The sequence below is a fragment of the Aeromonas sp. MTB genome (assembly GCF_056632455.1).
Genome location: NZ_CP147026.1, coordinates 1470045 through 1489459 on the forward strand (window position 1 = coordinate 1470045; position 19415 = coordinate 1489459).

At 57.3% G+C, this 19415-nt stretch carries 16 protein-coding genes; 5 read left to right on the forward strand and 11 right to left on the reverse strand.

Features of this window, described 5'->3' with window-relative positions:
- Positions 1-352: 352 nt before the first annotated feature.
- A complete protein-coding gene (locus tag WBR25_RS06855; protein ID WP_005337730.1) occupies positions 353-727 on the forward strand; it encodes a DUF805 domain-containing protein in 375 nt (124 codons plus the stop codon).
- Between the two features lie 81 nt (positions 728-808).
- Here WBR25_RS06855 and WBR25_RS06860 read toward each other — a convergent pair whose 3' ends face one another.
- The 5 genes from WBR25_RS06860 to manA all read right to left on the reverse strand — a co-directional run bounded on the left by WBR25_RS06860 (position 809) and on the right by manA (position 9334).
- Entirely contained in the window at positions 809-1912 is a 1104-nt protein-coding gene (locus WBR25_RS06860; protein ID WP_479749612.1) for an ElyC/SanA/YdcF family protein, read from the reverse strand.
- A gap of 321 nt (positions 1913-2233) precedes the next feature.
- A complete protein-coding gene (locus WBR25_RS06865) occupies positions 2234-2986 on the reverse strand; it encodes a DNA/RNA non-specific endonuclease (protein ID WP_479749613.1) in 753 nt (250 codons plus the stop codon).
- Positions 2987-3219: 233 nt separating this feature from the next.
- On the reverse strand, positions 3220-5112 hold the full coding sequence (locus WBR25_RS06870) for a PTS fructose transporter subunit EIIC (protein ID WP_479749614.1): 1893 nt from the start codon (positions 5110-5112) through the stop codon (positions 3220-3222).
- Positions 5113-5633: 521 nt separating this feature from the next.
- Positions 5634-7274, reverse strand: coding sequence for a methyl-accepting chemotaxis protein (locus tag WBR25_RS06875; RefSeq protein WP_216955590.1), 1641 nt, complete (start codon positions 7272-7274; stop codon positions 5634-5636).
- A gap of 860 nt (positions 7275-8134) precedes the next feature.
- Positions 8135-9334: a mannose-6-phosphate isomerase, class I gene (manA, locus tag WBR25_RS06880; RefSeq protein WP_479749615.1), complete on the reverse strand. Its 1200-nt coding sequence runs from the start codon at positions 9332-9334 to the stop codon at positions 8135-8137.
- 129 nt (positions 9335-9463) lie between these two features.
- Here manA and WBR25_RS06885 point away from each other — a divergent pair, with 129 nt between their 5' ends.
- On the forward strand, positions 9464-10339 hold the full coding sequence (locus WBR25_RS06885) for a helix-turn-helix transcriptional regulator (RefSeq protein ID WP_005361632.1): 876 nt from the start codon (positions 9464-9466) through the stop codon (positions 10337-10339).
- 156 nt (positions 10340-10495) lie between these two features.
- Positions 10496-11749, forward strand: coding sequence for an NADP-dependent isocitrate dehydrogenase (gene icd, locus WBR25_RS06890; protein ID WP_005347179.1), 1254 nt, complete (start codon positions 10496-10498; stop codon positions 11747-11749).
- A gap of 72 nt (positions 11750-11821) precedes the next feature.
- Here the strand turns inward: icd and WBR25_RS06895 are convergent, their stop codons facing one another.
- The 3 genes from WBR25_RS06895 to dsdX form a co-directional block, all read right to left on the reverse strand.
- Positions 11822-11998, reverse strand: a complete 177-nt coding sequence (locus WBR25_RS06895; protein ID WP_005337712.1) for a hypothetical protein — start codon at positions 11996-11998, stop codon at positions 11822-11824.
- 309 nt (positions 11999-12307) lie between these two features.
- Positions 12308-13639 carry a D-serine ammonia-lyase gene (locus tag WBR25_RS06900; RefSeq protein ID WP_479749616.1) on the reverse strand — a complete coding sequence of 444 codons (1332 nt, stop codon included), beginning with the start codon at positions 13637-13639 and terminating at the stop codon, positions 12308-12310.
- A gap of 16 nt (positions 13640-13655) precedes the next feature.
- Positions 13656-14993, reverse strand: coding sequence for a D-serine transporter DsdX (gene dsdX / locus WBR25_RS06905; RefSeq protein WP_479749617.1), 1338 nt, complete (start codon positions 14991-14993; stop codon positions 13656-13658).
- Between the two features lie 223 nt (positions 14994-15216).
- Here dsdX and dsdC point away from each other — a divergent pair, with 223 nt between their 5' ends.
- Positions 15217-16161 (forward strand): DNA-binding transcriptional regulator DsdC, encoded by a 945-nt coding sequence (gene dsdC / locus WBR25_RS06910; RefSeq protein ID WP_429042057.1) that lies wholly within the window; start codon positions 15217-15219, stop codon positions 16159-16161.
- 170 nt (positions 16162-16331) lie between these two features.
- Here dsdC and WBR25_RS06915 read toward each other — a convergent pair whose 3' ends face one another.
- The 3 genes from WBR25_RS06915 to WBR25_RS06925 all read right to left on the reverse strand — a co-directional run bounded on the left by WBR25_RS06915 (position 16332) and on the right by WBR25_RS06925 (position 18372).
- Positions 16332-16508 carry a hypothetical protein gene (locus tag WBR25_RS06915; RefSeq protein WP_005337704.1) on the reverse strand — a complete coding sequence of 59 codons (177 nt, stop codon included), beginning with the start codon at positions 16506-16508 and terminating at the stop codon, positions 16332-16334.
- A gap of 311 nt (positions 16509-16819) precedes the next feature.
- A complete protein-coding gene (locus tag WBR25_RS06920; protein WP_042083908.1) occupies positions 16820-17269 on the reverse strand; it encodes a C40 family peptidase in 450 nt (149 codons plus the stop codon).
- Between the two features lie 194 nt (positions 17270-17463).
- On the reverse strand, positions 17464-18372 hold the full coding sequence (locus WBR25_RS06925) for a hydrogen peroxide-inducible genes activator (RefSeq protein WP_005337702.1): 909 nt from the start codon (positions 18370-18372) through the stop codon (positions 17464-17466).
- A 146-nt stretch (positions 18373-18518) separates the two neighbouring features.
- On the opposite strand from WBR25_RS06925, the gene WBR25_RS06930 reads away from it, so the two are divergent.
- Positions 18519-19121, forward strand: a complete 603-nt coding sequence (locus tag WBR25_RS06930; RefSeq protein ID WP_005337701.1) for a peroxiredoxin C — start codon at positions 18519-18521, stop codon at positions 19119-19121.
- Positions 19122-19415: the final 294 nt, after the last annotated feature.

Consider the following 19415-nt stretch of genomic DNA (forward strand, 5'->3'; position numbering starts at 1 on the left):
AGGAGAAGTAATGAATAAGTGGATTCATTATGGGAGGGAGACACAGATCCTGTTCAGGATTGGGCGCCGAATCTACCGCTATCCTCACGCTGAGTCCATACGATTGCTAATGGATTATTAAGCACCATTTTCCTGCTTGTGACGAGAGTGATGCGCTGATGGGGGTGATTTGCCCTGTTGCAGGGCAAATTATCTTCCGGATCGGTCGGTCAATGATTGCCGCAGCTGATTAGTTTGGGAGGCGTTCGGGCATCATTGTCGACTCGGGGGGATGATCGCGCTAAGCTCTTAACTACTTGTTTTATCGACTCTCTTTTTTATTCATAGGCATAAAGGCCACTCAGGAGGCGCAATGAACTGGTATATCTCGGTCCTCAAGCAATATGCGGTATTCAGCGGGCGGGCCCGTCGCACCGAATACTGGATGTTTGTGCTGTGCAACGTCATCGTCATGCTGTTGCTCGGCATGGTGGACAAGCTGATTGGCGGCGACAATGAGCTGATCAGCTCCATCTATTCGCTGGCGGTGCTGCTGCCATCGCTGGCGGTGGCGGCCCGTCGCCTGCACGATACCGACCGCAGCGCTTGGTGGCTGCTGCTCGGGCTTATCCCCATTATCGGCACCCTGGTGCTTATCTACTTTATGGTTTGCAACGGTCAGCAGGGGCCAAACCGCTTCGGTGACGATCCCAAAGCGGCCCCCTCGCAGGGCTTTATCGTCAGCTAACGGGCGAGGCTTGGCCAATCATCGGTCAATAAAAGAGAGGGAGGCATCACGCCTCCCTCTCTTTTTCGTTTTGATGGCCGATCAACGCTCGATCAGCGGGGCGGAGCGGTAGCTCCACATGCCGTAGGTGCGCAGGGCGTCGCGATAGATGCCGAGCAGCTCGCTCTCGCTCGGGGTGGACAGCTCCTCGAGGGGCTTGTCGGGGTAGCTGACGCTCGCCACCTTGATGTTGGCCGGGCCAATCTGGTCGCAGGCGATTTCCAGCACCGTCTGGCCGCGGCGTACATGGCTGGTGGAGCTTACCAGCACCGCATAGTCAATCTGGTGGCGGGCGAGGGCATAGGCGCTGTAGAGGGCGTTATCCACCGTGCTGGTGGCGTAGTTCTCTTCAATCAGGCGGCTGCGGTCGATGCCGTGGTTGGCCAGCCAGTCGGCCATCAGCTTGCCCTCGGTCTGGCGGTTCTGGGGCACGCCACCGGTCAGGATGATCAGCGCTTCCGGGTCGGCCTTGGCCAGCTCAAGGGTGGTTTGCAGGCGGCCCAGCAGGATCTTGTCCATGCTGCCGTCGGGATTGAGGGCGTAGCCCAGAGTGACGATGGCGCGTTTGCCCTCCCTAGTGGCCTTGAGCTGATCCTCGGTCAGTTCGGTCTGCAGCGGGGCGGCGGTGATCCGCTGCACCCGGGCGATGATCTCCTCCAGATCGGCGGCGCGGCCACTGTTGCGATCCGCCACTTTCGCCAGATAGCTGCGGGAAGCCTCCTTGTTACCCTTCACCAACTGCCAGATGGCGAGATAGCTGTTGATGTCGAGATCATCGGGGGCGACGGCCTGCGCCTGCTCCAGCAAGGTGATGGCGCGGCTCAGGTTGCCGTTGTAGATCTGGGCGTTGGCCGCCGAGATGAGCAGGTCGGTGCGGTAGGGCTCAAGCTGGTAGGCGGCCAGCAGCCGCTCGGTCACCAGCTCCATATTGCTCGGCATCTTGGCGGTAAAACCGGCGTGGGAGATTTTCGCTGGCGACTTGTAGATCTGCAGCGCTTCGCCGAGCAGCATGTCCACCGCCTGGCGTTTGCTGACCAGGGTATTGAGGTCGTGCTCCATTTGCATCGAGCTCTCGGCCGCTTGCAGGGCGAGGGGCGAGAGCGCCAGCAGGCCGCCGAGGGTGAGGGCAAGAAGGGTCTGTTTCATCAAAAGGTCCTCTGTCGGGCTGAATCGCGCCGTGGTGCGCCGGCGTGTGGGCCGATGCGACGAGGCAAATGTGCGTCAATTCAGTCTGTTAGTGCCAAAGAGAGGCAATATACCAGTTAACGGTGCGGCAAACTGTGAGTCGGGGCGAGTCGTCGGGTGATGCCACACCTGTGGCCGCAAAAGTGGCCGCAACGGATCAGCTGCCATCTGAAAAGGGCAGGGGGAGCGTGACTCCCCCTGCAGGGAGGGGCGTTGGCCCCTCCCTCTATCGCGATTCAAGAGAGATGGGGAGTCAATCCATCTGTTGGCGAGTGTTCGCAGTCAGTTCCACATCGGGGAGATGCGGGCTTCCAGCGTCTCTTGCTGCTCTTCGGGCATATCGCTGAAGAAGTTGAGCTGGGTCTGCTCTTCCACCTCGCGTACCGAGACCCGGTAGTCGGCGATCTGGCTGATGGGCACCTCTTCCTGCGGCATGATAAAGGCGATGGCCTGCAGTCTGGCCGGGTCCATCACGATCTTGTAGTAGGCGCTCGGGATCGCCACACCCTGACCGATGGACTCTTCAGAGCCGGTAAAGATGGGGCCGGTGACCACCTGTACATCCTTGCGGGAGACCGCCCACTTGTTCACCTTGTCCTCCAGCACGCGCCACGCCTTCTGGTTGAGCACCCCGATCTGCGGCGTCATGTTGCTCAGCAGGAAGCTCTCTTTCATGGTGTTCTTGTTCGATTTCATGTCCCCCGCCGGGGCCTGATGGCCACGGTCGTAGCCCGAGCCCTTGTAGTCGGAGAGGGTGGCGCGGTAGGCAACCGGGATCTCCCTGTCCTCGGCGAAGGCATCCTTGCGCGGCACTGTGCCCTGTGCGCTCTGGGCGGTCATTCGGTAGGAGACCCAGTCCGCCACCTTGTAGTCGTAGTTGTAGCCGACCGCATACCCTTCACGGCAGAGCTTCTGATCCGATTCGGAGGGCAGACCAAAGCGCACGTGGTCGCCACACGTCCAGTGGGCTGCCAGCAAGGGGGTGGCAGTGAGGGTGAGGGTAACAGCCAGAACCAATTTATTGATTTTTATCATTTTTGTGATGCTCCAGTTTAGTAGGCGGAGCCATTTGACATGAGATCTGACCAGCGCTTCAATTGCTGTTTTTTTACACGTCACCGTTCTGTGACGGCTCGCCAAGATCCGTGATGTGACTGGTTAATATGTTTTAAATCAGTGGCTTGGTCGGTGGGATGATATGCGGTTGCTCGGCAGGCAACGAAAAGGGGCCCGTGATGGGCCCCTTGTACTGGTTGGTCTGACTGCTATCAGGCTGCGTTTGCCTTGTTGCCCAGCGTGCGGGCCAGCAGTGCTTCCGGATTGTGGATCGCCTCCTTGGTCTTCACATCGATGACTTCGATATCGGTGAAGCGTTCACGGTATTTGATGGCCACGTCGTGGGCGAAGATAACGCAGCGGGCGTTGGCGACATCCTTGGCGGTAATGCGGTTGATGATGCCGTTGGCGCCCTGGGTCTCGACCTTGATCTTGATCCCCTGCTTGGCGGCAGCCTTCTGCAGGCTCTTGGCGGCGAGGAAGGTGTGGGCCACGCCAGACGGGCAGGCAGTGATGGCCAGTACGTCCGCTTCTCCTTCCGCTTCAATGACTTCGAAGCTGGTTTGGGTGGCGGTCACGTCATCTTCTTCGCTCACCGGCTTCTTCAGCAGGTTGACGATGATGGCGGTGGTCAGGGCGCCGAGGATGGTACCCAGGATGTAGCCCATCTTGCCTTCAACAACCGGCAGGACAATCCAGCCACCCCAGGGGGCGTGGTTGATACTGTGCATCATAAAGCCGGTGATGTTGCCGACGATGCCGCCTGCGACGATGGCCGGGATAACACGCATGGGGTCAGCAGCGGCGAACGGGATAGCACCTTCACTGATACCGATCATGCCCATGATGGCGGCTGCTTTACCGGATTCACGCTCCTCTTTCTTGTAACGCTTCGGAGACATGAAGGTCGCCAGTGCCATACCCAGCGGCGGTACACAGATGGCGATACCGACGCCGCCCATCAGCCAGGGCTGGGTGTTGACCTGAGTCTGGGCAAACAGGGTAGCAACCTTGTTGACCGGGCCGCCCATATCGAAGGCGGTCATACCACCCAGAATGGCACCCAGCATCACTTTACCTGAGCCCGCCATGCTGGAGAGCCAGTGGTTCATCCCTTCCATCATGGCGGCGATCGGGGCACCGATCCCCCACATCACGATGCCACACACCAGGAAGGTACCGATCAGCGGATAGATGAAGATGGAGCCAAGGGAGGTCATGGAGTCAGGCAGCTTGATCCGTTTGAGCTGATTGACCACGAAACCTGCGATAAAGCCCACCAGAATGGCGCCGAGGAAACCGGTTTGATAGTGCTGTACGGCAATCCAGGAGCCGATCATGCCCGGGGCCAGGCCCGGCTTGTCAGCCAGCGAGTAGGCGATGTAGCCACCCAGTACGGCGGTAAACAGGGTCAGACCGGCGATACCCATGGTCGCCATGTCTTTGAGGAAGCCCGCTTCCGGCACGGCGCCCTTGCCGCTCATCATCACCGACAGTGACAGCAGCACACCGCCTGCCACGATGAAGGGGATCATGTGGGAAGTACCAAACAGCAGGTGCTGCTTCATGGTGTTGAGGCGATCCTTGAAGGTGCGATCGGTGGGTTCAACCGGAGCAGTGGCAGCCGGTTTGGCGGCAGGGGCGGGTTTTTCCATTTTCGGGCCTTGCTTGAGCAGAGTCAGGGCTTGCTCGACGGTAGTGGCCGCCTTCATCTGCTCGATAAAACCCGGCTCCAGCAGACGGGTAGAGAGCTCCGCCAGCACTTCGATATGGTGGTTGGCGCCGCCATCCGGGGAGGCGATCATGAAGATCAGCTGGGTCGGTTTGCCATCTTCGGCGCCGTACTCGATACCTTGGCGGCTGACACCGATGGCAATGGCCGGACGACTGACCGCCTTGCTCTTGGCGTGGGGCAGGGCGACACCCTGCTCGAAGCCGGTGCAGTCCAGCTGCTCGCGGGCCCAGATATCCTTGACGAATTGCTGTTGATCAGACACGGCGCCATCGCGCGCCAGCATCTGTGCCATCTCGTCGAATAGAGCCTCCTTGCTGGTGGCCTTCAACTCCAGGCAGATTAGTCTGCCGTTGGTCATGGTGGGTAACATATTACACTCCTGGCTCCGTTGCCGAGCCGCATGATGGGGGGAACAATTGACCTGGATATTGTTCTCCCGTTGGCGCGGTGCCGAAATCGGACAAATGTGCCGTTTACTGGATTTTTGTGCTGTGCAAGTCGTCATGTGACCCAGCTCGCATATCATCATAAAAGCCAACTCATACCGGTGTTTTTATTTTTTTAAATAAAAACAATGAATTGTGGATTGGTTTTGCTACTTACATGAGTGCGACGAAAAGGTCTCGCCTTCGGAGGTATGGAGATTTGTGTTCTACTTTGAGGGCGGAAAATGTGAAGGTGCTGGCAAAACGCGTTGAGAGAACAATCAGAAAGAGGGAGGGCTGCTCTTGATGTGAGTTAATCCCTCCACTGATCACTTGTTATGTGCAGCATGGGTGTCTTCGGGTTTTGTATGGTTCCTTGTTTGACAAAGCCCGCCACTTTTATGAATGGCGGGCTGTTTAGTGCTTCAGCCTTATTGGGCTGATGAATGAGGGGGGCAATCGGGCGTTATGTCCGAAACTTGCGTACAACCTCCTGCAGTTGTGTTGCCAACAGGTTGAGGTCGTTGCAAGCCTGAGCCATTTGTTTGGCGCCGGTCGCCACCTCTTCCGAGGCATTGCTGATGTTGACTACATTGCGATTGAGCTCCTCGCTTACCGCCCCCTGCTCTTCAGTTGCGGTGGCAATCTGAATATTCATGTGAGAGATACTGTTAACCGAGCTGCTTATTTCGGCAATAGAGGCTCCCGCTTCGCGAGCAGTGTGGACCGTCTCGGACATCATATCCTGACTCTGTTGCATGGTGACGCCCGCTTCGTTAGCACGCAGCTGCAGTTCGGAGATGATGTGGTTGATCTGGGAAGTGGAGTCTTGGGTTCGTTTGGCCAGAGTGCGGACTTCATCTGCTACCACGGCGAAACCACGACCTTGTTCACCGGCTCGGGCTGCCTCGATTGCCGCATTCAGTGCCAGCAGGTTGGTTTGCTCGGCAATCCCCTGAATGACTTCAAGCACCATGCCGATATTTCGGCTGTCATCACCCAGCTGGCGGATCACCAGAGCAGTCTCTTCGATGGCGGTAGCCACCTTTTCAATCCTGCCGATTGAGTCATTGACGGTCTCGCTGCCTTGTGCGGCTGTGTCGCTGGCCGACGTTGCTGCGCTGGCGGCGTCGTTGGTGTTGCGGGCCACCTCCTGTACCGTGGCTTGCATCTCGTTCATGGCTGTGGCCAGCTGATTGAGCTCATGCTGCTGGGCGCCCATGTTGTTAGCCGATTGCTGTGCCACCGCGCTGATCTCTTCGGCGGCCGCGCCCAACTGCACTACCGAGCCGGATACCTCGTTGACCAGCATGCGTAGATTGGATTGCATCTCGTTGAACCCCTGAGCCAGCTTACCTAGTTCGTCATGGGAGAATTGCTTCATGTCGAGTTGGCTGGTGAGGTTGCCTGCCGCCACCTGGCGTGTCTGCTCCAGCAGGGTCATCACTGGATTGCGGATCTGCCGGATCAGCAGCCAGGCCACAATAACGACGAACAGCAAGGTTAGCGCACCGACGGTAGTGCTCAGCAGTTTTGCCCGTTCATAGGAGGCCTCACTCTGCTTGGTCAGCAGGTTGGCAACCCGATCGTTCTCCTTGCGCAGCTCCAGACCATCCTGTCCGGCCTGCTCAAGGGCTGCACGGGATTCGTTTTTGATCAGCGACTGCACCTTGGCAATATCTCCCTGCCGTATGGCTGTTTCCAAGTCACCATGGGCTGAAAAATATTTGGCTGCTGCAGTTTTCAGCTCTGCAAACATGTTGCGATCTCGCTCCGACACAAAAGGCATAGATCCATACCGTTGCTCGGCGGCCATGTACTGACTCTTTGCCGCTTCGAAAGACTGTGTGCTGCTGTTGAGGGAGTCGGGATCCTTGCCCAGTGCATCTATCACCATGTTCAGTTCGGCACGGCGAGCGTCCAGCAAGGACACATGCATCTGGCTGGATGCCCGGATGGAGGGAACGATATTGTCGCTGACCTCACTGGCGTCACGGTAAATATTGGAGAGTTGTAAAGTGGCAAACCAGGCAAAACCCAGCATCAACAAAGCGAGAGTGGTAAACGCCATGGTCAGCTTTTGCCCAATTGTCATTTTTGTCAGCATATATCCTCTTTTATCTATTTTTGTCAGCGGATCTTTGTGTGAAATTTATAGCGGCGAATAGATGTGATACCTTAAAAATAAATCAAATAAAAGTGATCTTAATCACAGAGGGTATTTAAGGTCTATTTCTTTACTGCAATGAGGTTTGGCTGGCATATCAAAAAATAAATATCAAATCTCTCATTACCCTGCTTTTAAATTGATTTAATTGTCAGTTCATGCAGCCTGGCTTTATTACGGATTATGTCAGCCTGAAGGTGTGGCGTAAAAGAAAGTGGTTATATATCAACGGCTTGTTTTTTTATTGAGTTATTATTTTCGACAAAGATCGAATGGTCTGCTTGGAATTAAATTATAGAACGACTAAAAAATAGGGCCGCATCTCGAAAATTCAAAAGAGATCCCTTTCGTTTGCATTATTAATGGTTCTGTATGACTACGGCTGCTAAATGTTTACAGACCGAATGATGATGGCCTGGGAAAGGTTTAATGGCGATGCATCTATGTGCTGTTTTAGCTTTCATCAGGGGATGAAAATAGTAGAGAGTAGAGTTGTTATTTTTATTGCCTCCATTTTTTCGGATACTCAGAGTGTCGCCGTTGCTTGTGCAGGCTGGAATTTTCTTCGTATCAGCAAACCCAGTCATCTGCATCAGGGTAGCGCCAAGCTTGGGCGACAAACCTGTGGAGCTGGTTGTGGGCAGGATGCAGTCAGGGATGGACTTCAGAGCGAGATGCCTGAAGGAAGGTAGGCATAAGAGAGCAGTAGAGATACAGACGGACTTGACTGGTAGGCCATATTGCGCTGTTGGGAGGGGGAGGTATCTTCCCCCTCCAACGAGAGTCGGCTCTTATGCTGATTAGCAGCGGTTGCCGGCGCGGGCGACCCGCCCTTCGGCCAGCAGTTGATAACTGCCAGTCGCTGCAGGAATAAAGGCTGATTGCCCCTTTTCCAGACGCAGTGACTGTTCGCCCTGCTTGAGGATCACGGTTGCATCGATGGCAAAGAGGATCTCGGCGCTGGCAGTGGTGAGCTGATGCTCGCCAGCCGGGTAGACGCTGAAAGTGAAGTCAGGTACCGGCACGTCGAAGTGCTGCACCGCCCCTTCAACATGGGGAGCAAGCAGGATCTGGTCGTCCGGCTTGGGCAAGCAGCGCGTGCAGTCCAAGAGCTCTGCCACATCGATGTATTTGGGGGTGAGGCCGGCGCGCAGCACGTTGTCCGAGTTGGCCATGATTTCGAGGCCGGTACCGCGCACATAGGCGTGCGGGGTACAGGCATCGAGGAACATCGCCTGACCGGGTTGGAGGGTCACCACGTTGAGCAGCAGCGGCGAGAAGAGGCCTACATCTCCCGGGTACTGGGCCGCCAGACTGGTGATGAGGGCAAACGTCTCCTCATCCTGATGGGCGGCGGCATAGGTCAGCAGCCCTGCCAGCGCCTCCTCCTTGCGCGCCCCTTCCAGTACCAGCAGCTGGTGGAAGAAGTGCTGCAGGCCCGCTTCATTCTGGCTGGCGGCAAGGGCTGCGGTCAGATCGGTGATGGCCGCCAGATTGACCCGCTCGAACAGTGCCAGAATGGCGGGAATGGCGCGAAAGCCGTTCATCGCCTGATAGGGGGTGAGGGCAAAGACCAGCTCCGGCTTATGGTTCGGGTCCTTGTAGTTGCGATTGCTCGCCTTGATATCGATGCCTGCGGCCTCCTCTTTGGCAAAGCCCGCTTCGGCCTGAGCCTTGCTCGGGTGCACCTGAATGGAGAGAGCCTTCTCGGCACACAACACCTTGAACAGGAACGGCAGGCTGCCAAAACGGGCGAGGGTGGCCTCACCCAGCGCAGCGGCCGGAGCCCTGTCGATCACCGAAGAGAGCTTTTGCACACTGCCCGCCAGCGTCACCTCGGAGCAGCCGTTGGGGTGAGCCCCCATCCAGAGCTCGGCCTGGGGTTTGTCTTGCGGGTTGGGAATGCCAAACAGGGTGGTGAGGGAGTCATGACTGCCCCAGTCATAGCCTTGAATCGGGTTTTGCATCAACAGAAAGGAGGGCAGATCGCTACTGCTCATAAGGGACGCCTCGTCTAGTTTGAAGAAAATCGGGTGCAGAAAAGGGTGGCATTACTGCTGTGGACCGGACTATAACATGGGCGGTCGTGCGCGCCGCAACCGCTTGCCTCTCTCTTGATCAGGATCACCATGTCTCTCATCTTCAGCCAACTGCTCGACGGAGCCCTGAGCGAACAGGTTCCATTTGACCAAATCTGGTTTGCCAGTGAACAGGGGGTACCACCCAGTTTCAGCTATCAGGTCAACTTTCCCCGCCTCGAGCTGGTCTTTAGTGGCGAGTATCTCAACCAGATCTGGGACCGGGAGGAGGGGGTCAGAGAGATCAGCGTGTTACCAGGGCAGGCGCTCTATATCCCTCCCAACGGCTGGAACAAGCCGCTCTGGACCACCGACTGCTCGGTGCTGAGCCTGCTGTTTGGCAAACGCCAGCTGGGGTTCAGCCTGGTGAGCAAGCGCCGTGAAGATCCCGATTTCTTCGATGTGCAAAAGCACAGCATCATGGCGCGGGCGGGCCATGTGATCGAACACATTTTGGCGGCGCTGAACGTACTGACCGAGGATCCTGGTCGCTCCCCCACCGATGATCACCTGCTGCAGGCTCTGCTGGCGAGTGCCCGTCAGCTGTTGCTGGAGTCCGCCACGGATCGGCCACGGGGGGCAGAGCTCTTTCACGGGATCTGCATCTATATCCAGGAGAACTTTCACCGTCCCATCACCCGTGACTCCATTGCCCACCGCTTCAACGTTTCAGCCAGCCATCTCTCCCACCTGTTCCGCGAGCAGGGTCATATGCGCCTTGCCGATTACATCAGCTGGGTGCGGATCGATCGGGCCAAATTCATGCTGAAAAAGTACCGCTTTCGTCTTGAGGAGGTGGCCAGTCGCTGCGGTTACAGTGACGTGAACTACTTCTGCCGGGTGTTCAAACAGAAGACCGGCTTGACCCCTTCCCAGTACCGTTCCCTGAGTCAGCCGCAGGCGGCGGCCAGCGAGCTGGAGGGATAACGGGGCGGGGTCGGTAAGGCGTGGTGACGGCGCACTGGCGGGTGGCTACCTCTTTGGTCTGACATGCTTTCTTGTCGTTTTATTATGAAAATGAATGGGCTAAGATGGCCGCGCGCAACAAACAAGTTGATAACAAACGGAAGTTAGGAGATGCCGATGGAAAGCAAAGTAGTAATCCCGACCCAGGGTCAGAAAATCACAGTCGATGCCAACGGCAAGCTGCAGGTTCCCAACCATCCGATCATTCCGTTTATTGAAGGGGATGGCATCGGTGTTGACGTAACCCCGGCCATGTTGAATGTGGTGAATGCTGCGGTCGAGAAAGCCTACAAGGGCGAGCGCAAGATCGCCTGGATGGAGATCTATACCGGCGAGAAATCGACTCATGTCTATGGCGAAGGTGCCTGGCTGCCGGCCGAAACTCTGGATTTCATTCGTGAATATTGCGTGGCCATCAAGGGCCCGCTGACTACTCCGGTCGGTGGCGGTATTCGCTCCCTCAACGTAGCCCTGCGTCAGGAGCTGGATCTCTACATCTGCCTGCGCCCGGTGCGTTACTACGACGGCACCCCGAGCCCGGTGAAACGTCCTGATCTGACCGACATGGTGATCTTCCGCGAAAACGCCGAAGACATCTACGCCGGTATCGAGTGGAAGGCCGACAGCGCCGAAGCAAACAAGGTGATCGCCTTCCTGCAAAACGAAATGGGTGTGAAGAAAATTCGCTTCCCCGAGTCCTGCGGGATCGGCATCAAGCCGATGTCCAAAGCCGGTACCGAGCGTCTGGTGCGTGCCGCTATCGAGTATGCCATCGACAACGATCGCGACTCCGTGACTCTGGTGCACAAGGGCAACATCATGAAGTTCACCGAAGGTGCCTTCAAGGATTGGGGTTATGCTCTGGCCCAGAACGAGTACGGTGCCCAGCTGATCGACGGCGGCCCCTGGTGCTCCTTCAAGAACCCGAAAACCGGCAAGACCATCGTCATCAAGGATGTCATCGCCGATGCCTTTCTGCAGCAGATCCTGCTGCGTCCGGCCGAGTATGACGTCATCGCCTGTATGAACCTCAACGGCGACTACATCTCCGACGCGCTGGCCGCTCAGGTAGGCGGTATCGGTATCGCGCCGGGTGCCAACATCGGTGACGGCGTGGCCCTGTTCGAAGCGACCCACGGTACTGCGCCGAAGTATGCCGGTCAGGACAAGGTCAACCCGGGCTCCCTGATCCTCTCCGCCGAGATGATGCTGCGCCACATGGGTTGGGTTGAAGCGGCCGATCTCATCATCAAGGGGATGGAAGCGGCGATCCGCAACAAGACCGTCACCTATGACTTCGAGCGTCTGATGGAAGGGGCCACCCTGCGCTCCTGCTCCCAGTTTGCTCAGGACATGATCGACCAGATGTAATCTGCTGCTTGCCAGAAATGTAAAACCGGCGCCATGTGCGCCGGTTTTTTTATCGCGAAAGAGTGCTGGGGCTTATTGCGCCTGCTCTACGTGTTGCTGATAGCGTTGCTGCCATTTGCTGGTTTCTGCTTCATCGCCCTGAGCCTTCCAGAAGGCGCAGATGGTGTTGGCAAGTTCCGAAGCCATCGCGTGATCTCCGTCACGTCGGCTCATCAGATAATCTCCCAGCCAGCTTTGATATTGTTTCATTACCCGATCTCCTTATCTCATGTGCCCTTGAGGGTGCCCACCTTGACGGGAGCCTGTCGGCTCATCTTGGGGGGGAACATCATCAGGCATGATGGTGCAAAGTCACGACCCGGGCAGAGAGCCCGATGGGCAATCTGGCGGCGAACGTGACGCGAGATGTCAAAAAATGAGCGCCATTTTAGCACAAACTGACCAACTTGGGGAAATTGTCGCCATGGATTGCGACAGAACTGCCCCATCCCCTTGTTCCCAAAACAGAAAACCCGCCCTGATGGCGGGTTGATTTGCAGATAAATGTGGCAAAACAGCCTAGATCTTGGCGCTGGCCAGGTACTTTGCCATCTCTTCTGCGGGCACCATGCCACCGCCGGTGGCCCACACCAGATGGGTGGCCTGTGCCATGGTTGCGGCATCGAAACCGCGCCCGGTGAGCCACTCGGGATTGGCTGCCACCCGCCACGGGCCAGCCATACCAGCCAGAGCGGAGGGCTCGAGTGTGATCTGCTCATCGCGCACCAGCAGTCCGAGCAGGTCATACATCTCCTGATCGCTCAGGGTGTAGAAGCCATCGAGCAGTCGTTCCATGGCGCGGCCGACGAAGCCGGAGGCGCGACCTACCGCGAGGCCGTCGGCTGCGGTGAGGTTGTCGATGCCCAGATCCTGCACCGCAATGGCATCGTGCAATCCGGTGTGGACTCCCAGCAACATGCAGGGGGAGTGAGTGGGCTCGGCGAAGAAGCAGTGAACGTTATCCCCGAACGCCAGTTTGAGACCAAAGGCCACGCCGCCCGGGCCGCCACCCACGCCGCAGGGCAGGTAGACAAACAGCGGGTGGTCGGCATCCACCTTGATACCCATCTGGTCGAACTGCTTTTTCACCCGCTCGCCCGCTACCGAGTAGCCGAGGAACAGGGTGCGGGAGTTCTCGTCGTCGATAAAGAAGCAGTTGGGATCGCGCTCGGCCTCTTTGCGCCCCTGTTCCACCGCCACCCCGTAATCTTCGGCATATTCGACCACGATGACGCCGTGTTCGCGTAGCTTGCGCTTCTTCCACTCCCGCGCATCGGCCGACATGTGGACGGTGACGGTAAAGCCGAGCTTGGCGCTCATGATGCCGATAGACATGCCAAGGTTGCCGGTGGAGCCCACTGCGATGCTGTACTGGCTGAAGAACTGGCGAAACTCGTCGCTGAACAGTTTGCGGTAGTCATCCTCTTCCCACAGCAGACCAGCCTTGATCGCCAACTGTTCGGCGTGAGTCAGCACCTCGTAGATCCCGCCTCGCGCCTTGATGGAGCCTGAGATGGGCAGGTGACTGTCTTTTTTCAGCAGCAGTCGACCGGTGACCTCAACCCCGTAGCGCCGGTTGAGCGTAGCCTGCATCGCCGGAATAGCGGCGATCTCGGACTCCAGAATACCGTTGCTGGTGCGGGTCTCGGGGAAGGCCTCGCACATGTAGGGGGCGAAGCGGGCCAGCCGAGTGGAAGCGTCCGCCACATTGTTGTTATCGAGCCCCACATAGGGCAGACCGGCAGCCAGAGTGGTGGTGTTGGGGTTGAACCAGGTGACTGGCTCAAGCGCGATCAGGGATTGCACTAGTGGAAATTGCGCTGTGAGCTGTTGTACGTCGATGTTTTTCATAGTGTTCTCGGTCTTGTTACACGATAAAGGAGAGCAGGAAGGTACCGGCCAGCGCCATCAGGGAGGCGACCAAGGTGGCGGTGGTGTAGTACTTGAGCGTTTCGTTCAGGGTGGCGCCGCAATACTGCTTGACCAGCCAGAACAGAGAGTCAGTCACCATGGTGCAGCCAATGGCACCGGAGCCGATGGCCAGGGTCATGATCTCCGGGCTGATGTTCGGGTAGTGCACCATGATGGGGGAGACGATGGCGGTGGCGCCCATCATGGCGACGGTGGCGGAGCCCACGGCGGCGTGCAGCACGATAGCAACCAGCCAGGCGAGCAGAATGGGGTGCATATCCAGCTGGGAGAGGATGGTGGCCAGGCTATCGCCCAGGCCGCTTGCCTTGAGCACCCCATTGAAGGCGCCACCCGCACCGATGATGAGCAGAATGTTGGCGATGGAGGAGAAGCACTCCTCGGTCTTGTTAAGCAGTCCCTCCATCTTCATCTGCTGGCGGATCCCCAGCACGTAGTAGGCGGTGAAGGCAGCGATAAACATGGCGGTGATGGGGTTGCCGATAAACTCCAGCACGACATAGAGGTGGCTGGCGTGATCCATATTGAGCTCAGCGACCGTCTTGGCCAGCATCAGCAGGATGGGCAGCAGCACGGTAAAGAGCGAGGCGCTCAAGGTCGGGAGAGTGGCCTCATCGCGCGCCTTGATGTCGGCAAAGGCATCGGGTACCCCTTTGAACGGGAGCTGGTTGCCCAGCAGTTTGAGGAACAGGGGGCCGCCGATAAGAGAGGCAAAGAGGCCGACCGCCAGACCATAGACGATGACGGAACCCACATCGGCGCCCAGCTGATTGGTGACATAGAGGGCGGCAGGGTGCGGCGGTACGATGCAGTGCACAGCCATCAGGGCGGTGCAGAGCGGAATGGCCAGGGTCAGCAGCGAGGTTCTGGTCTTGCGGGCGATGGAGAAGGCGAGCGGGATCAGCAGCACTACCCCGACTTCGACAAACAGGGTGATGCCGCACACCAGACCCACCAGTACCATGATGACATCCGGCGAGAGCCAGCGGCATCTCTGTAGGGCGAGACCGATGCGCTCTGCTGCCCCTGACACCTCCATCATCTTGCCGAGTATGGTGCCAAGGCCGATGACGGCGGCGAGAAAGCCTAGCGTGCCGCCAATGCCCTCTTCCATGGCATTGACCATCTTGAGAGGCTCCATCCCCATCATGGTGCCGACATAGAAGCTGGCCAGCAGCAGGGCAAGAAAGGGGTGGATCTTGCCCTTCACTATGGTGACCACGATAAGAACGATGCTACTTAGCAAGGTAGCGATGACCCATACCTCTGAACTCATACTGCGCCTCGACATCTGTTGTGTGTGACTGTTTATGCGCTTATTGAATGAAAATGAGGCGGGGCTGACAAATGATGAAATCGACCACTTGGGTGAGCTGAGGTGATGCAAAGGTGCTACATTGGTCACAATTTATCTAAATCACACTCTTTGGGTCTTTTGACTTCATCCTGAAGGTGGCTTGTGGGTGTATCATCGGTGGCCATTGCGAAGAGGGGGATGAATGTATAACGGGGATAATTACATATCGCGCAACAAGCTGCTGAGTGGCTACCAGCTGGCCAAGCTGCACACCTTCGAGGCGGCCGCCCGCCACGGATCCTTTGCCATGGCAGCTGATGAATTGTCGCTGAGTCCCAGTGCCGTGAGTCACCGGATCAGCGCACTGGAAGAGGAGCTGGGGTTCAAGCTCTTTGAGCGTTTTCACCGCAAGGTGGTACTGACGACGGATGGGCAGCGGGTGTTCTGGGCGCTCAAATCCTCGCTGGAGTTCATCAATCAGGAGATCCTGGAGATCAAGAATCAGGAGCTCTCCGGTACCCTGACCATCTATTCGCGTCCCTCCATCGCCCAGTGCTGGCTGGTGCCCAGGTTGGCGGATTTCTCCTGCCTGCATCCGCAGATCGAGCTCAATATCATCACCGGTAACGAGAACATCAACCTGCATGGTTATGGCATCGATTTGACCCTCTATTTCGATGAGAAGAGCCCGGAGCGGCTTGCCATCCACCCGCTGATGGATGAGTACATGCTGCCGGTCTGCAGCCCGGAATATGCCGAGCAGCACGGGCTTGTCGGCAATCCCGCCAACTTGTCTTTGTGCCGTTTGCTCCATGATCGGCAGGCATGGGGATTTGACTCGGATACCGACGAATGGAGCTGCTGGGCTCGCCACGCCGGGGTCAGCCTCGAGGCATGTCAGCTGAGCATGGGTTTTGATCGCTCGGATCTCGCCATCATCGCCGCCATGAATCACGCCGGGATCGCCATGGGGCGCAAGAATCTGGTGAGCAAGCGACTGGCACGCAACGAGCTGGTGGCCCCTTTTGCCGGGCTGGAGGTCAAGTGCGAGCAGCGTTATTACATGGCGACCCTGCCCAATCGGGCGTGTCCCAAGATCCAGGCCTTTATCGACTGGGCGCAGGAAATGGCGGCCGAGATGGAATGAACCGAGGCCGGTGCGCAAGAGCAAAAAATGAAGATGGTAAAGCGCGAGTGAACGAAGGTAGCGGTTTAACGTAGCGGGAAAATTGGGGGAGATGGGTTGGCTGATGGTGGTTGGTCGCGAGTGGCCTTGCTGCCAACACCGGGTGGCTGGCAGCAAGGGAGCGGTCAGGGTCAGGTGGTCTTTTCCAGATGGTTCTGGTAAATCTGCTGCCACTTGTCCAGTTCGTTTTCATCACCCTGCTGCTGCCAGAACTCGCAGATGGAACTCGCCATCTCGCATGCCATGGCGTGGTCACCGTCACGGCGACTCATCAGGTATTGCCCCAGCCAGCTTTGATACTGTTTCATTGCACGATCTCCTTATCTATTTAACCCTTGATACTGCAGCTGTGGGACACCCGTCCGGCAGTGTCGCGCCACACTCCACTTTCGCCGCACGCTGCTTGTTATCGCCGCGCGTGTTGTCAATCAGGACAGAGAGCGTATGAGAAAGAGGCGAAAGTGTTAAAAATTGGCCACCACCTTATCACAAAATGGTGTGATATGCAGGCTTTGGGGCCAATTGAGTTATAAGCGCGGGTTGTGTGTCCCGACATAGCGACAGGGATTGACGGAGAGTATCGGCACGCAACTTGTGCCGCAAGCAGGCGTTTGAGCGGCTACTGGGTCACCCGACGTGCCTGCCAGTAGCGACTGTTCCAGTAGACGTTGTCGAGGCGGGAGCGGATCACTCCCTTGCTGGTGGAGGCGTGAATAAACTCGCCGGCACCTGTGTAGACCCCCACATGGTATTGCTGCCAGCCGGTCTTGAAGAAGACCAGATCCCCGTGTTGCAGCCGGTAGCGATCCACCGGTTTGCCAATGCTGGCCTGAGATTCGGTGGTTCTTGGCAGGTTGAAGCCCAGCACCTGACTGTAGGCGAGCTGGGTAAAGGCGGAGCAGTCTAGCCCGGCGCGGCTGGCGCCGCCCATGCGGTAGGGAACACCGCGCCACTGTTGGTAGAAGCCATCAAAGGCACTGCTCTGCCGGGGGGGCGGAGGCGGCTCCGGCGTGCTGGAACAGGCGGCCAGCAGCAGAGTCAGCAGGGATAGCAGCAGCTTGCGATACATCGGGCTCTCTCCACGGACGGATCTACCAAACGAGACATTTACCGAGCGCCATATCCTGCCAAATCGTTCTGGGGGCAGGAGGGCACGCGACAACTTTTCCATCATAAACAGGGATCTGGCTCCAGACCTAGTCTCCGAGAGGAAAAATGTGGCGGGGAACTGAAAAACGCCAACCCGAGGGCTGGCGTTTGTTGTCACTCGTTGTGGCTGATCAGCGGTTTAAGCAGCTCGGCCAGTTTGTAGAAGGTCTGTACCCGGGTGGTGCTAGGGCGCCAGACCAGCCCAATCTCGCGATAGGAGGTCTCTCCCGGCAGCGGGATGGCCACCAGATCGGAGTTGGCAAGAATGCCGGCATCGATGGCCATCTGCGGCAGGAAGGTGGTGCCAAGACCCGCTTCCACCATCTGCACCAGGGTGTGCAGGCTGGTGGCGGCAAACGGGTTGATCTTGCTCTTGTCCCGCAGGCGGCAGGCGCTCACTGCGTGCTCGGTGAGGCAGTGCTCCCGCTCCAGCAGGAAGATGCTCTGGTTGGGCAGCTCCTTGTAGTCGAACGGGGTATGCAGACCGGCCGCCATGCTGGCGGGCATCACCATGTGGAACGGATCCTGACCGACGGTCTTGCAGTGAAATCCACCTATCTCGATGGGCAGGGCGAGGATCAGCAAGTCGAGCTGACCCTGTTCCAGCTGCTTGAGCAGATTGCTGGTGGTGTCTTCACGCAGCAACAATTCGAGGTCAGGATAGGTTTTGCTGCACTCTTTCAGCAGCTTGCTCAGCAAGAAGGGGGCGATGGTGGGAATGCAGCCAAGACGTACCGTCCCCTGCATCACGCCGCCCTGATGTTGCCCGAGCTCCATTAGATCCCGTGCATCGGAGAGCAAATTGCGAGCGCGCTCGACGATTTCCATGCCGACCGGGGTCATAATGAAGCTCTTGTGGTCCCGCTCCACCAGTTGCAGGTTCATCATGTCCTCCAGCGTCTGGATCCCGGTACTCAGGGTCGACTGGCTGACATGACAGGCCTTGGCGGCGCGGTTGAAGTTCTTGTGCTCATCGAGAGCGACCAGATATTGCAGCTGTTTGAGGCTGGGCCAACGTTGCATAGAAAAACCCGATTAATGCTATCTATTTAATTTGATTTAACTAATCTACCACCGGGTCTATAGTTTGTCGCTTGAATTAGATGGACTTGGCTCTAGGTAGCCCAATCCTCACCGGATTGTTCACTTCACATAAAGAGGAATTGAATATGGTATTGGTAGGCCGTCCCGCACCCGATTTTACCGCCGCAGCTGTTCTGGGTAATGGCGAGATCGTTGATTCATTCAACCTGTCATCCCACATCAAAGGCAAAGCTGCCGTTGTCTTCTTTTATCCGCTCGATTTCACCTTCGTCTGCCCGTCCGAGCTGATTGCCTTCGATCACCGTTATGAAGAGTTCCAGAAGCGTGGCGTGGAAGTGATTGGTGTTTCCATCGATTCCCAGTTCTCCCACAACGCATGGCGCAACACCAAAGTGGAAGATGGCGGTATCGGTCAGGTCAAGTACCCGCTGATCGCCGACGTGAAACACGAAATCTGCAAAGCCTATGACGTTGAGCATCCGGAAGCCGGTGTGGCTTTCCGTGGCTCCTTCCTGATCGACAAGAACGGTGTCGTTCGCCATCAGGTTGTCAATGATCTGCCGCTGGGCCGCAACATCGACGAGATGCTGCGCATGGTCGATGCCCTGCAATTCCACGAAGAGCACGGCGAAGTGTGCCCGGCTCAGTGGGAAAAAGGCAAAAAAGGTATGCAAGCCTCTCCGGACGGCGTTGCCAAGTACCTGTCCGAGAATGCTGACTCCCTGTAATCGGGTCATACTCTCCTTGAAAAACCGGTGCCTTGGCACCGGTTTTTTTATACCTGAGATTTATCCATCCTCTGACATAGTGGCCACACTCTTCTCGTTCCATCGTTCCATCGTTCCATCGTTCCATCGTTCCATCGTTCCATCGTTCCATCGTTCCATCGTTCCATCGTTCCATCGCTATTCCAAGCAGCCGTTCGCTGGCGTACTCGTTGTTTCGAAATGAGGTGCTGATCCGAATGGCTGGGTGGGGGGATATGCCGACAGACAATCGCCATAAAAAAAGCGCGCCATAGG

Bases quoted from the DNA above. Each gene is read 5' to 3' on its own strand.
- WBR25_RS06855 (WP_005337730.1), top strand. From the start codon at position 353: ATGAACTGGTATATCTCGGTCCTCAAGCAATATGCGGTATTCAGCGGG.
- WBR25_RS06860 (WP_479749612.1), bottom strand. From the start codon at position 1,912: ATGAAACAGACCCTTCTTGCCCTCACCCTCGGCGGCCTGCTGGCGCTC.
- WBR25_RS06865 (WP_479749613.1), bottom strand. From the start codon at position 2,986: ATGATAAAAATCAATAAATTGGTTCTGGCTGTTACCCTCACCCTCACT.
- WBR25_RS06870 (WP_479749614.1), bottom strand. From the start codon at position 5,112: ATGTTACCCACCATGACCAACGGCAGACTAATCTGCCTGGAGTTGAAG.
- WBR25_RS06875 (WP_216955590.1), bottom strand. From the start codon at position 7,274: ATGCTGACAAAAATGACAATTGGGCAAAAGCTGACCATGGCGTTTACC.
- manA (WP_479749615.1), bottom strand. From the start codon at position 9,334: ATGAGCAGTAGCGATCTGCCCTCCTTTCTGTTGATGCAAAACCCGATT.
- WBR25_RS06885 (WP_005361632.1), top strand. From the start codon at position 9,464: ATGTCTCTCATCTTCAGCCAACTGCTCGACGGAGCCCTGAGCGAACAG.
- icd (WP_005347179.1), top strand. From the start codon at position 10,496: ATGGAAAGCAAAGTAGTAATCCCGACCCAGGGTCAGAAAATCACAGTC.
- WBR25_RS06895 (WP_005337712.1), bottom strand. From the start codon at position 11,998: ATGAAACAATATCAAAGCTGGCTGGGAGATTATCTGATGAGCCGACGT.
- WBR25_RS06900 (WP_479749616.1), bottom strand. From the start codon at position 13,639: ATGAAAAACATCGACGTACAACAGCTCACAGCGCAATTTCCACTAGTG.
- dsdX (WP_479749617.1), bottom strand. From the start codon at position 14,993: ATGAGTTCAGAGGTATGGGTCATCGCTACCTTGCTAAGTAGCATCGTT.
- dsdC (WP_429042057.1), top strand. From the start codon at position 15,217: ATGTATAACGGGGATAATTACATATCGCGCAACAAGCTGCTGAGTGGC.
- WBR25_RS06915 (WP_005337704.1), bottom strand. From the start codon at position 16,508: ATGAAACAGTATCAAAGCTGGCTGGGGCAATACCTGATGAGTCGCCGT.
- WBR25_RS06920 (WP_042083908.1), bottom strand. From the start codon at position 17,269: ATGTATCGCAAGCTGCTGCTATCCCTGCTGACTCTGCTGCTGGCCGCC.
- WBR25_RS06925 (WP_005337702.1), bottom strand. From the start codon at position 18,372: ATGCAACGTTGGCCCAGCCTCAAACAGCTGCAATATCTGGTCGCTCTC.
- WBR25_RS06930 (WP_005337701.1), top strand. From the start codon at position 18,519: ATGGTATTGGTAGGCCGTCCCGCACCCGATTTTACCGCCGCAGCTGTT.